General features: G+C 65.0%; 13 protein-coding genes. 12 read left to right on the top strand and 1 reads right to left on the bottom strand.

Annotated elements, in window-relative coordinates; genetic code table 11:
- Positions 1 to 15: 15 nt before the first annotated feature.
- The 12 genes from hypB (at position 16) to PRZ01_RS13075 (ending at position 11,564) form a co-directional block, all read left to right on the top strand.
- On the top strand, positions 16 to 927 hold the full coding sequence (hypB, locus tag PRZ01_RS13130; RefSeq protein ID WP_273597253.1) for a hydrogenase nickel incorporation protein HypB: 912 nt from the start codon (positions 16 to 18) through the stop codon (positions 925 to 927).
- Positions 914 to 2,086: a Kae1-like domain-containing protein gene (locus PRZ01_RS13125; RefSeq protein WP_273597252.1), complete on the top strand. Its 1,173-nt coding sequence runs from the start codon at positions 914 to 916 to the stop codon at positions 2,084 to 2,086. The genes hypB and PRZ01_RS13125 overlap by 14 nt, the downstream gene beginning before the upstream one ends.
- Positions 2,077 to 2,307, top strand: coding sequence for a HypC/HybG/HupF family hydrogenase formation chaperone (locus PRZ01_RS13120; RefSeq protein ID WP_273597251.1), 231 nt, complete (start codon positions 2,077 to 2,079; stop codon positions 2,305 to 2,307). The genes PRZ01_RS13125 and PRZ01_RS13120 overlap by 10 nt, the downstream gene beginning before the upstream one ends.
- Complete coding sequence (hypD, locus tag PRZ01_RS13115; RefSeq protein ID WP_273597250.1) at positions 2,304 to 3,446, top strand: hydrogenase formation protein HypD; 1,143 nt, start codon at positions 2,304 to 2,306, stop codon at positions 3,444 to 3,446. Before PRZ01_RS13120 ends, hypD begins: the two co-directional genes overlap by 4 nt.
- 73 nt (positions 3,447 to 3,519) lie before the next feature.
- Positions 3,520 to 4,584: a hydrogenase expression/formation protein HypE gene (hypE, locus tag PRZ01_RS13110; protein WP_273597249.1), complete on the top strand. Its 1,065-nt coding sequence runs from the start codon at positions 3,520 to 3,522 to the stop codon at positions 4,582 to 4,584.
- Between the two features lie 37 nt (positions 4,585 to 4,621).
- Entirely contained in the window at positions 4,622 to 5,110 is a 489-nt protein-coding gene (locus PRZ01_RS13105; protein ID WP_273597248.1) for a hypothetical protein, read from the top strand.
- A gap of 58 nt (positions 5,111 to 5,168) precedes the next feature.
- Entirely contained in the window at positions 5,169 to 5,444 is a 276-nt protein-coding gene (locus PRZ01_RS13100; protein ID WP_273597247.1) for a hypothetical protein, read from the top strand.
- Positions 5,445 to 5,455: 11 nt separating this feature from the next.
- Complete coding sequence (locus PRZ01_RS13095; protein ID WP_273597246.1) at positions 5,456 to 6,922, top strand: sigma-54-dependent transcriptional regulator; 1,467 nt, start codon at positions 5,456 to 5,458, stop codon at positions 6,920 to 6,922.
- Between the two features lie 7 nt (positions 6,923 to 6,929).
- A complete protein-coding gene (locus tag PRZ01_RS13090) occupies positions 6,930 to 7,949 on the top strand; it encodes an NADH-quinone oxidoreductase subunit B family protein (protein ID WP_273597245.1) in 1,020 nt (339 codons plus the stop codon).
- A 16-nt stretch (positions 7,950 to 7,965) separates the two neighbouring features.
- Entirely contained in the window at positions 7,966 to 9,453 is a 1,488-nt protein-coding gene (locus PRZ01_RS13085; RefSeq protein WP_273597244.1) for a nickel-dependent hydrogenase large subunit, read from the top strand.
- 69 nt (positions 9,454 to 9,522) lie between these two features.
- Positions 9,523 to 10,941: a sensor histidine kinase gene (locus PRZ01_RS13080; RefSeq protein ID WP_273597243.1), complete on the top strand. Its 1,419-nt coding sequence runs from the start codon at positions 9,523 to 9,525 to the stop codon at positions 10,939 to 10,941.
- A 17-nt stretch (positions 10,942 to 10,958) separates the two neighbouring features.
- Positions 10,959 to 11,564: an ABC transporter ATP-binding protein gene (locus PRZ01_RS13075; protein ID WP_273597242.1), complete on the top strand. Its 606-nt coding sequence runs from the start codon at positions 10,959 to 10,961 to the stop codon at positions 11,562 to 11,564.
- Here the strand turns inward: PRZ01_RS13075 and PRZ01_RS13070 are convergent.
- On the bottom strand, positions 11,525 to 12,841 hold the full coding sequence (locus tag PRZ01_RS13070) for an MFS transporter (protein WP_273597241.1): 1,317 nt from the start codon (positions 12,839 to 12,841) through the stop codon (positions 11,525 to 11,527). The two genes, PRZ01_RS13075 and PRZ01_RS13070, sit on opposite strands and share 40 nt — an antisense overlap.
- Between the last annotated feature and the right edge of the window lie 26 nt (positions 12,842 to 12,867).

The following is a 12,867-nucleotide window of genomic DNA, read 5'->3' as shown; positions in this document are numbered from 1 at the left end:
AGAGGACTTAGGACCATGTGTGTAGTTTGCGGATGCGCCGACAGTGGCGGTGAGAAACATGAGCATGTGCAGGTGGACGGCCAGCACGGCGATTTGCACTTCGGTGCGGGCGAGGCCCGAGTCTCGGTGCCTGGCATGAGCCAGGCCCGCGCCATCAAGCTGGAAACCGACATCCTGGGCGAGAACAACAAACACGCGGGCCGCAACCGCGCCCACTTTGAAGCCCATGGCGTGACGGCGCTGAACCTGGTTTCCAGCCCCGGCTCGGGCAAGACCACCTTGCTCTGCGCCACCATTGAGGCCCTGCGCCAGCGCCGCCCGCATTTGAGCGTGAGCGTGATCGAGGGTGACCAGCAAACCAGCCTGGACGCCGACCGCATCCGCGCCACCGGCGCCGCCGCCGTGCAGGTCAATACCGGCAAGGGCTGCCATCTGGATGCGCCCATGGTGGCCCAGGCTTTTGCGCGCCTGCACAGCCATGACCATCATCATCATGACCATCATGATGACGAGGCCAGCCTGCTCTTCATCGAGAACGTCGGCAATCTGGTCTGCCCGGCCGTTTGGGACCTGGGCGAGGCGGCCAAGGTGGTGATTCTGTCCGTCACCGAGGGTGAAGACAAACCGCTCAAATACCCCGATATGTTTGCGGCCTCCCAGCTGATGCTGCTCAACAAGGTGGACCTGCTGCCGCATCTGAACTTTGATTTGCAGCGCTGCATTGCGGCGGCGCGCCGCGTCAACCCCGGCATAGAAATCCTGCAACTCTCTGCCACCACAGGCCAGGGCATGGACGCCTGGTTGAACTGGCTGGACCAGGCCCTGGCACCCCAGCCCGCGCCCGACCCGCAAGCCGCCCTGACGCGCCGCGTGGCCGAGCTGGAAGCCGAGTTGGCGCGCCTGAAAGCCGGCCATGAAGCCTCTTGAGCAAGCCACCGTCCTGGCCTGCGGCGCCTGGTTGAAGAACCAGGCCTGCTTGCTCAGCCAAGGCCAGGTGTATTGGTCGGCCCCCCATGGTGACCTGCGCGACCCCGAGGCCTGCCGGGCCTTGAGCGACTCGGTCACGGCCTTGCAAGCCCAGGCCGGGGGCAGGCTGCGGGCGATTGCCCATGATTTGCATCCCGACTTTTTCAGCACCCGCCTGGCCCAGGCCCTGGCGGCCGATCTGGGCCTGCCCGCCGTCGCCGTGCAGCACCACCACGCCCATATCGCGGCCGTGCTGGCCGAGCATCAGTTCGAGGACCCTGTGGTCGGCCTGGCCCTGGACGGCGTGGGCTTGGGTAGCGATGGCCGGGCCTGGGGCGGCGAGCTGCTGGCGGTGAGCGCCGCCGGTTGGCAGCGCCTGGCCTGTCTCAGCCCTTTATGCCTGCCCGGTGGCGATGTGGCGGCGCGCGAGCCTTGGCGCATGGCCGCTGCGGCCCTGCACGCCCTGGGCCGCACGCAGGAGATTGGGCCGCGCTTTGGCCCCCATGTGGGGGCTGGCCTGGCCGGCCATTTGCAGCAGATGCTAATGCGCAATCTCAACTGCCCGCTGACCAGCAGCACAGGCCGCTGGTTTGACGCTGCCGCCGGGGCCCTGGGCCTATGCCTGCGCCAACGCCAGGAGGCCGAGGCCGCCATCGCCCTGGAGACGCTCGCGCAAAGCTGGCTGGTGGATCACCCGGCACCCAGCATGTACCCGCCTTTGCCCACCTTGCCCGCGCAGGGCGACTGGCCCCGGCAGCTGGACTTGCGCCCGCTGTTGCAGCGCCTGCTTGACACGCCGCAAGAGCTGGCCCAGCAAACCGAGGCCGCCGCGTGGTTCCATTTGCGCCTGGCCGACGGACTGGCCCATTGGCTGGCTCAGGCTGCGGCGGAGCAGGGTGTGAGCACCGTTTGCCTATCGGGTGGCTGCTTCATGAACAAAATCTTGCGTGAGCGCCTGCGCGGCCAGCTCCAGCACCTGGGTCTGAGCGTGCTGCTGCCGCAAGCCCATTCCTGCGGCGACGCCGGCCTGGCCCTGGGCCAAGCCTGGGTGGCGGCCCATGCCCTCAACACCCAGGCCTCGCCCGCGCCCTCTTTTGAAAGCTGCCCATCATGTGCCTAGCCATCCCCGCTTTACTGCTGGAGCTGCGCGAGGCGGAGCAAGCCCTGGTTGACCTGGGCGGCATCCGCAAGCAAATCTCCATCGCCCTGGTGCCCGAGGCTCAGGTGGGCGATTACGTCATCGTCCATGTGGGCCATGCCATAGGCCGCATAGACCCCGAGGAGGCGCAGCGCACCCTGGCCTTGTTTGACGAAATGGCTCAGCTGGAGCGGCAGGCATGAAATACATAGACGAATTCCGCGACGGCGACATCGCCCGCAAAATCGCCCAGCGCCTGGCCCTGGAGGCGCGGCCCGACCAGCACTACAGCTTTATGGAGTTCTGCGGCGGCCACACCCATGCGATTTCGCGTTATGGCATTGCCGAGCTGCTGCCGCCCAATGTGACCATGGTGCACGGCCCCGGCTGCCCCGTCTGCGTGCTGCCCATAGGCCGCATCGACCTGGCCATACAGCTGGCGCTGGAGCGCGGCGTCATCGTCTGCACCTATGGCGACACCCTGCGCGTGCCGGCCTCGGCGGGCCTGTCCATGATCAAGGCCAAGGCGCGCGGGGCGGACATCCGCATGGTCTATTCCGCCGCCGATGCCGCTGCCGTGGCCCGGCAGAACCCCGAGCGCGAGGTGGTGTTTTTTGCCATCGGCTTTGAGACCACCACGCCGCCCACGGCTCTGGTCATTCGTGACGCTGATGCTGAGGGTTTGGAAAATTTCAGCGTGCTGTGCTGCCATGTGCTGACGCCCTCGGCCATCACCCATATTCTGGAATCTCCCGAGGTGCGCCAGTACGGCACCGTGCCCATTGATGGCTTCATTGGGCCGGCCCACGTCAGCATCGTCATCGGCTCCGAGCCCTATGAGCACTTTGCCGAGGAGTACCAAAAGCCGGTGGTGATTGCGGGCTTTGAGCCCCTGGATGTGATGCAGGCTGTGTTGATGCTGGTGCAGCAGGTCAACACCGGCCGCGCCGAGGTGGAGAACGAATTCACCCGCGCCGTCAGCCGCCATGGCAATCTGAGCGCCCAGGCCCTGGTGTCCGAGATTTTTGAGCTGCGCAGCACCTTTGAGTGGCGCGGCCTGGGCGAGGTGCCCTACAGCGCCCTCAAAATCCGCCCGGCTTATGCGCGCTTTGATGCCGAGCAGCGCTTCCAGCTGAGCTACCAGCCCGTGGCCGACAACAAGGCCTGCGAATGCGGGGCCATTCTGCGCGGCGTCAAAAAGCCCACCGACTGCAAAATCTTCGGCACTGTTTGCACGCCAGAGAACCCGGTTGGCTCTTGCATGGTGTCCAGCGAGGGCGCTTGCGCGGCGCATTACTCCTACGGGCGTTTTCGGGACATTCCGGTGGTGGTGGCTGCATGAGCGCCGCGCCGGGCCGCCCCAAGCAAGCTCGCTCCCGCCTGGCGGGACAGGCCGCAGGCCGAAGGGTGCACCAATGAGCACAGTGAAGAAAGACTATGTCCGTCCGCTGGACATCCGCCACGGCCGCGTGGACATGGGCCATGGCGCCGGCGGGCGGGCTGCCTCCCAGCTGATTGAGGAGTTATTTCTCGCGGCTTTTGACAACGAGTGGCTGCGCCAGGGCGACGATGGAGCCGTGTTCACACCCCCGCCCTTGCCGCCCGGCGCACGCCTGGTGATGGCCACCGATGGCCATGTGGTGTCGCCCCTGTTCTTCCCCGGCGGCGATGTGGGCTGCTTGAGCGTGCATGGCACGGTCAACGATGTGGCCATGTCGGGCGCCACACCGCTTTACCTCACCGCTAGCTTTGTGCTGGAAGAGGGCTTTGCCCTGGCCGAGCTGAAACGCATTGTGGACTCCATGGCCCGCGCCGCACGCGAGGCCGGCGTGCCCGTGATCACCGGCGACACCAAGGTGGTGGAGCGCGGCAAGGGCGACGGCGTCTTCATCAGCACCACAGGCCTGGGCGTGGTGGCGGCGGGCGTGCATATCTCGGGCCGCAATGCCAGGCCTGGCGATGTGCTGCTGCTGTCCGGCACCCTTGGCGAGCATGGTGTGGCCGTGCTGTCGCAGCGCGAGTCGCTGGCCTTTGAGACCACCATCACCTCCGACACCGCCGCCCTCCACACCCTGGTGGCCGCCATGCTGGCTGCCGCACCCGGCGGCGTGCGCGTGCTGCGCGACCCCACCCGGGGCGGCCTGGCCACCACCTTGAACGAGGTGGCGCGGCAGTCCGGCGTGGGCATGGTGCTGGAGGAGGCTGCCATCCCCGTGCTGCCCCAGGTGGATGCCGCTTGTGAGCTGCTGGGGCTGGACCCGCTCTACATCGCCAACGAGGGCAAGCTCATCGCCGTGTGTGCCCCCGAGGCGGCCGAGGCGGTGCTGGCCGCCATGCGCGCCCACCCCCTGGGCCAGGCAGCGGCGCGCATCGGTGAGGTTTGCCAAGACCCGCAGAATTTTGTGCAGATGAATACCCGCTTTGGCGGGCGGCGCGTGGTGGACTGGCTCAGCGGCGAGCAATTGCCGCGTATTTGTTGAGTTAGGGGGTGGCTGAGTGGACGCGCAGGCAGCACAGGTGTATCGCAAATCTGCCCAGGGTCAGGCAGAAGTCAAGCTGCGCGCCGCCGGCCTGGACGCGCTGACCCGCGCCGCCCTCATTCTCATCAATGGCCGCAACGCCGTGGCCGACCTGGAGCGCCAGTGGGGGCGCAGCATGGCTAAGCCCTTGCGCGCCTTGCTGGCAAAGGGTTTGATCGAGCCTGTGCCCGTTGAGGTCAAGGTGGCGAGCGTAGAGAATGCCCAACCTGCTCGGCCCGCAGAGCCCAAAGCACCCACAGAGCTCGCAAAATCTATGAAAGCCCTCGATTGGCTGCCGCTGCAGCGCGAAGTTGCCCGCCGCCTGCGCTCTTTGTTTGGCCACGATCTGGCAAGGGTGATGCAGCCCCTGCTAAGTGCCCAATCTGTGACTGAGGTGCGTACGGCCCTGCTTGCGCTGGAGGCCAAGCTCGCCATGTACCAGGGTAAGAAGGCGGCCGCCAAAATATTTGAAGGTCTGGCGCCATGAGCAGCGCTACGTCTTTACCCTCCCTGCGGAGCTGGCCATCGGGTTGATTGACAGGGTGATGGGACAGGGATCGGCCGGCTACGTGGCACCGCTGCGTGATCAAGCTCTGAGCCAGGCCAAGACCTACACTTTGACCGAGCGCATACTGCCCAAACAGGCCCAGCGAGTCGCCGATGAAGCCCTGCGCCCGCTGGCTGAAACCCGAAAGGATGAGTTGTCCCGCATGTACTGCAATTTTTACGGTTTCGACCCCAGCAACCACGTGGCCTGCTGCCACTTTGTGCACAAGCCGATCCATGTCTGGACGCCGCGCCATCTGGCCCTGCATCGTTGAAGACAACTGACATGGATATTGCGAACACGGCTCTGCCCACCGTTCTCGTCGTTGACGACGAGGTGCGCTCGCAAGACGCCATGCGGCGCACCCTGGATGAAGATTTTGCCGTGCTGACAGCGGGTGGCGCCGCCGAGGCGAGGGCGGTGCTGGAGCAGCAGGAGGTTAGCGTCATTCTCTGCGATCAACGCATGCCGGGGCTGAGTGGCGTGGCCTTTTTGAAAGAGGTGCGAGAGCGCTGGCCCGACACGGTGCGCATCATCATCTCGGGCTACACCGATGCCGAGGACTTGATCACCGGCATCAACGAGGCCGGCATTTACCAATACATCCTCAAACCCTGGATCCCCAACCATTTGCTGGCGGCCGTGCGCAATGCCGTGGAGGCCCAGGGCCTGCAGCGCGACACCAATCGCCTTCATCTGGAATTGCGCAGCAGCACGCCGGTCTTGCGCGAGCGCGCCGCGAGCAATCTGGCCCAGGCCCGCCAGGCGTTTGACTTCGGCCGCATCGAGCGGGCACCCGGCAGCCCGCTCGATGCTGTGTGTGAGCTGGCCGCACGGGTAGCACGTTATGACCTCAGCGCCTTGGTGTTGGGTGAGAGCGGCTCGGGCAAGGAGTTATTGGCGCGTGCCATGCATTACGCCAGCCCGCGCGCCGGCAAGGCTTTTGTGATGGAGAACTGCGCGGCCATGCCGGACAGCTTGCTGGAGTCCGAGCTGTTCGGCCACAAGCGAGGCGCCTTTACCGGCGCGTTTGAAGACCATCCCGGCTTGTTCCAGCGCGCCAATGGCGGCACGGTGTTTCTGGACGAGATCGGTGAAACCTCGCCGGCCTTTCAGGTGCGTTTGCTGCGGGTCTTGCAGGAGCGCGAGGTGCGGCCGGTGGGCGGGGTGCGGGCCGTGCCGGTGGATGTGCGCGTCATCGCCGCCACCCACCGCGACCTGGAGCAGCGCGTCAGAGACGGCCTGTTTCGTGAGGATTTGTACTACCGTATCGCCGGTGTCACCCTGACCGTGCCACCGCTGCGCGAACGTGTGGGCGATATCGCACCCATTGCGCTGCGGCTGCTGGGTGATGTGGCGAGCGAATTCGGGCGCATAGGTCCGTCCTTCAGCGAGGAGACCTTGGGTGTGCTGATGGCGTATCCCTGGCCCGGCAATGTGCGCGAGCTGCGCAATGAAATCGCCCGTGCCGTTGCGCTCAGCGAGGGCGAGAAAATCGGGGCGCAGGCGTTTTCAGCCCGTGTCCTGCAGGGCCAGGCGGCGGGCGGTCTGGACACTGCGGAGCTCAAGGGCGGGGGCATTGGAATTCCTCAAAGCGGCACCCTGGCCGAGCGCCTGGATGCTATCGAGGCGATGATATTGCGCGAAACCCTGCTGCGTTTGCGCTGGAACAAAACCCGCACGGCCAAGGAGTTAGGGCTGTCGCGCGTGGGCTTGCGCGCCAAAATGGCTCGTTTGGGTCTGCAAGGTTGAATGCACGATGAGTAACAGTCCTCGTGCCCCATTGAATGTGCTGTGGTTGCAGTCTGGTGGCTGTGGAGGCTGCAGCATGTCCTTGCTGTGCGCAGATACGGCTGATTTTCACGGCCATCTGAAGGCAGCCGGCATTGAGCTGCTGTGGCACCCCTCCTTGTCCTTGGAGAGCGGTCAGGAATTGCTTGATTTGCTGGCGCGCATCGAATCCGACACGCTGCGTCTGGATGTGCTGTGCCTGGAGGGCGCTGTGTTGCGCGGCCCGGCGGGCAGCGGGAAGTTCCACATCATGGCGGGTACTGGTGTACCCATGATGGATTGGATTGCCCGTCTGGCACTTAAAGCCAGGCATGTGATGGCCGTGGGCAGTTGCGCCGCCTGGGGCGGCGTGACCGCAGGGGGCGGAAATCCCACCGAGGCCTGCGGCCTTCAGTACGAAGACGAGCATCAAGGCGGGCTGCTTGGCGCAGATTTTCGCAGCCCAAGTGGACTGCCGGTGATCAATATTGCCGGCTGCCCCACCCATCCCAACTGGGTGTTGGACAGTCTGATGGCCTTGGCTGGCGAAAGCTTTGGCCCCGACGATCTTGATACCCTGGGCCGACCCCGGTTTTACGCCGACCAGCTGGTTCATCATGGATGCACGCGCAACGAGTATTACGAATTCAAGGCCAGTGCCGAAAAGCCCTCCGATTTGGGCTGCATGATGGAAAACATGGGCTGCAAAGGTACGCAGGTGCATGCCGATTGCAATATCCGCTTGTGGAATGGTGAGGGCTCCTGCACACGCGGCGGCTATGCGTGTATCGCCTGTACCGAACCGGGCTTTCAGGAGCCTGGCCACCCCTTTCACCAAACGCCCAAACTGGCGGGCATTCCTATCGGTTTGCCGACCGATATGCCCAAGGCCTGGTTCGTGGCGCTGGCTTCCTTGTCCAAACATGCGACCCCGCGGCGGGTCAAGCTCAATGCCACAGCAGACCATTTACTTGTTCCGCCGATGGCCAAGAAAACCCGACTGAAATGATGGAGAAAGAATCGTTATGAGCCGCCTATTGGTGGGCCCTTTCAATCGGGTCGAAGGCGATCTGGAGATCAGCCTGCAGGTCGAGAGTGCGCAGGTCGTTTCAGCGCAGGTCAACGCGCCGATGTACAGGGGCTTTGAGCAAATATTGCAGGGCAAGCATACCCATGACGCTCTGGTCTACGTGCCGCGTATTTGCGGTATTTGTTCGATCTCGCAGTCGGTGGCTGCAGCGCGGGCCTTGGCGGATATGGGCGGGTTGGCCGTGCCGCCCAATGGCCGGCATGCCAGCAATCTTTTGCTGGCGATTGAGAATCTGGCCGACCACCTGACCCACTTTTACCTTTTCTTCATGCCCGATTTTCTTCGTCCGGTGTATGCAAGCCAGCCTTGGTTTGCGCAGGCGCAGCAGCGCTTCCATCCCCAGCAGGGCGAACAAACTCGGGCGGCTATTGGGGCTCGCCAACGCTGGTTCACCCTGGCGGGCACCTTGGGGGGCAAATGGCCACATACCTTGAGCATTGACCCCGGCGGCTCGAGCCGCGCCATCGACGCTGCGGAGCGCGTGCGCCTGCTGACCAAGGTGCGCGAATTTCGAGCCTTTCTGGAGCACCATCTCTTTGCCTGCGCTCTGGAGCAGTTTGCTGACCTGAGCAGCGAGCAAGCCCTGTGGGATTGGCATGGGCGTGAATCAGCACGTGCGGCAAGGCGGGGTGATGTGCGCCTGTGGCTGGACATCGTGCTCAGCAGCGAGCGGCAAGGCGATGCCGCGCTGAGCCGGCTGGGCGGCGGCCCCGGACGCTATTTGAGCTATGGGGCTTTTGAGCGACCTGATGGGGGATTCGCCTTTGAGCGGGGTTTGTGGCGGGCCGAGGGACTGGGGCTGACGGCCCTGGATCTGGGCGGCATTCTGGAGGATGCGACTCATGCCTGGTTGTCCGACGCGACTGGGCCTCGTCACCCCTTACAGGGCGTGACCGAACCCGTGGCCGACAAACCCGGGGCCTATACCTGGAACAAAGCGCCTCGGCTTGCCGGCGAGGTGGTGGAAACCGGCGCCATCGCGCGCCAGCTGTGCTCGGGTCATGGCCTGATCGTGGACACGGTGGGGCGCCATGGCGGTACGGTGTTCACCCGGGTGCTCGCTCGGCTGTTGGAACTGGCCCGGGTGTTGCCCATGATGGAAGACTGGCTGTATGCACTGCGACCGGGCGAGCCCTATTGCGCGCAAGGCCCGGCCGAGCTGGAGGGCACGGGTGTAGGCCTCACCGAGGCGGCACGCGGCAGCCTTGGGCATTGGGTGGTGGCAGCCCAGGGTCGCATCCAGAGCTATCAAATCGTGGCGCCCACCAGCTGGAATTTTTCGCCCCGCGACGCTGCCGGTACGCCGGGCGCCTTGGAGCAGGCCCTGGTGGGCGCGCCCGTCTTGCCGGGAGAAAGCACACCTGTTTCGGTGCAGCACATCGTGCGCTCCTTTGACCCCTGCATGGTCTGTATCGTCCATTGAGTCGCTTTGTCTATGGTGAAATATGCGCATGCTGGGCCTTGAATTTGCCGACGCCGCACCCCGGAGACTTTGTTGAAATCTATATCTGCCGATGCTGCACCGCCGCTGCGCCCGGCCGGGTTTGAAGACCTGATGCCCCTTGGGCCGTTGGAAGGTGTGGATGAATCCACCTGGATGGACGTGATCCAAAAGATGGACGAGGTCTATACCCAGCTGATCCACGACGAGGTGGAGCTGGAGAAAAAAAACAACGAGCTGGAGCAGTCGCAGCAATTCATCTTCAGCGTGCTAACTTCAATGTCAGACGTGCTGCTGGTCTGCAACGAGCGCGGCCTGATTGAGGAAACCAATGCCGCCCTGTGCGAACTGGTGGGCCGCAGCGACGCGCAACTGCGCAACACCTCCATCTTCGAACTGTTGGCGGATGAACCCAGTGCGCAGCGGGCGCGTTTGGTCCTGTCCAAGCTTGACCCTTCGCGGCGCGGAGAAGGCCTTGAGCTCAATCTGCGAGATGTCGCCCAACGCGCCATCTCGGTGGACGCCAACTGCACACCGCGGATCGCGGCCAATGGCCGGCGGGTCGGCACGGTGTTTGTGGCCCGACCCACGGCCGAAATCAAGCGCGCCTATCAAGAACTGCGGGTAGCGCACGAGGCCCTGAAGCGGGCTCAGCAACAACTTCTGCACTCGGAGAAGATGGCATCCCTGGGTCGGTTGGTTGCCGGCGTGGCCCATGAGCTCAACAACCCCATCAGCTTTGTCCTGGGCAATGTACATGCGCTAGCGCGTTACCTGCAGCGTCTGCGCAGCTATCTGGATGCTGTCCACCAGGGCGCCTCGCCCGAGGCGCAAGCGGCCTTGCGAGTGAAGTTGCGGATAGATCACCTGCTGGCCGATCTACCCTCTCTGATCGAGGGGACGCTGGAAGGGGCACAACGCACCACCGACATCGTGGGCAGCCTGAAGCGCTTCTCGGCCATGGATCGGGACGCGCGTGCGCCGGTGGCCCTGCATGAGGTGATCGAGCAATCGGTGCACTGGATCAGCAAGGGCGCCGCGCCCGACTTTGAGTTGCATTGGCAGCCTGACCCCAGCTGCATGGTGATGGGCAATGCCGGCCAGTTGCAGCAAGTCTTGATGAATCTGCTACAGAACGCTTTGGATGCGGCGACAGCAGCCGGCCGCTCCCCGGTGCAAGTCTGGATCAGGACCGAGAAGCAACAGGTCGACGGCCAGGAACGCCTACTTCTGCACCTGCGTGACAACGGCCCCGGCATCGCGGAGGCACATTTGTCGCGCATCTTCGAACCATTTTTCACCACCAAACCGGTAGGCAAGGGCACGGGCCTGGGCCTGTCCATCAGCTATGGCTTGGTGGAGCAACATGGCGGCCATTTGAGCGTGCACAACGCGGCGCAGGGCGGGGCGGAGTTTGTGCTGAGCCTGCCGCTGGCCGCCCCTGGCGCGGCAGAATGCGGGGCCGAGTAGCCGCCCCACATCGTCCATTGCAAACCCATCCCATCTTCTGCCAAGCCACCGGCCTGGGCCTGTTCTTTGCAGGCCGCAGCGTGTTGAGCGATCTGAACTTTGCGCTGTCCCCCGGCCTCAACGTACTGCGCGGCGGCGATGGCCGAGGCAAGACCAGCTTGCTGCGCCTGATCAGCGGCACCCTCGCACCCACGGCCGGCCACATCAGCCGCAGCGTTAGCACGCTTTGCTACCCCTGCCCGGAAGACCCCAGCCATGACGCCCAGCCTGTACGGCAATGGCTGGCCGCCCAGCGCCAGGCCTACCCCGCCTGGTCACAGCCGTTGGAGGCGCGCCTGCTGCAGGCTTTTGCGCTGAGCGAACATCTGGACAAGCCCCTGTACATGCTCTCCACCGGCAGCCGCCGCAAGACCGGCCTGGTCGCCGCCGCCGCCAGCGGCGCCCAGCTGACCCTGCTGGACCAGCCCTATGCAGCCCTGGACGCGCGCTCATGCGCCCTGCTTAGCGAGCTGCTGGCCGAGGCCGCCGAAGACACCCGGCGCGCCTGGGTGCTGGCCGACTACGCGCTGCCGCCCGCCCTGGCTCAAGTGGGCTTGCGGGCGGTGGTGGATTTGGGGGATTGAGCTGGCCGGGCCGCAAAGGCTTGCGGATGCTGGCGGCCATACCAGTTATGCACCTCCTCATGGCTCAACCGCAGAAAGTGGCCCAGGCCGGGCACGGCCAGCAAAAGCAGGCCGCTGGCGAGAAAGCCTGTGGCCATCAGCAAATAGGCCGTCGCTACCGGCCAGCGCTGCAGCAAGACGCCGGCCAGGGCTGGCGCTAAGGCCGCAGCTACATGGGCAGCAGTCAGCTGGGCGGCACTCATGCGGGCACGAAAATGCTCGGGTATCGCCAGCATGCGGTGGGTCTGACCCACCAGCTGGGTCACCGCCATGCCCAGGCCTATCAGCCCACAACACAGGGCCAGGCCCGATGCCCAGTGGCACAAGCCAATCGCACCCGCTGCGCCGCCGCACAGCAGCACCGCCACCGCAATGGCGCGCGCCCGGCCCAGCCTGGTAATCAAAGCATCGGCCAGCCCCAGCACTCCCAGCAACAAGCCCAGCGACAGCGCCGCACCGCAGGCCCCGAACCAGGCGGGCGACAAGCCCAGTGACTGGATGCGCAGCGGCAGTAGCATGCCCGTCATGGGCAGCAAAAACACCATCATCAAGGCGCCGACCACCGTCCACCACCGATCCAGGGGCACACCCCATTTGGCCCGCAAGCCGGCCGCCATCTCGCCAAACCAAGGGCCTGCTGCCGCGCGTCGGGCCGCAAACACCGGTTCATTGAGACGAAATGCAGCCAGGGCCGCCAGCACGCACAGCAGCAGGTTCAAAACCGCTGTGCTACCCACACCGCCCAGGGCCAAGGCCGCGCCGCCCAGGCCTGGGCCCAGCAGGCCGCCCAGGGCTTGCGCGCCCCGGCGCAGCCTGATGGCCTCGGGCAGGCGCTGGGCCGTGACCAGCTCCGGCAAGATGGCGGCCTGGGCCGGCAAAAGCAGGGCATGGGCCAGGATGGACAACCCGCTGCACAGGCATAGCCAGCTCAGGTTGTAGACCCCGCTGCCGGCTAGCGCGGCCAGGGCCAAGGCGTCCAGCAAGAGGCAGGCCTTGCCCAGGCGTATCAGCCGTCGCTTGGGCCAGCGGTCGCCCAGCGGCGACATCAAGGGCATGGCCAGCAGGGCGCACAAGGCCATCGCTGCGCCGTAACGCGATAAATCGGTGGCACCACCGCTCTGCGCAATCCACCAGGCCACCGCGAGTTGGCCGAGGCTGGTGGCCAGCAGGCCCAGCATCTCGCTCAATAACAGGGGCCGCAACGCGCAGTTTTTTGCGCTGAAAAATTTTCTCAACATGGGTGGTTTTTGGGGTCTTGGCAGGC

This window comes from Roseateles koreensis, from assembly GCF_028595305.1.
Classification (GTDB): Bacteria; Pseudomonadota; Gammaproteobacteria; order Burkholderiales; family Burkholderiaceae_C; genus Paucibacter_A; species Paucibacter_A koreensis.
This window is presented reverse-complemented; position numbering and strand designations above follow the sequence as displayed.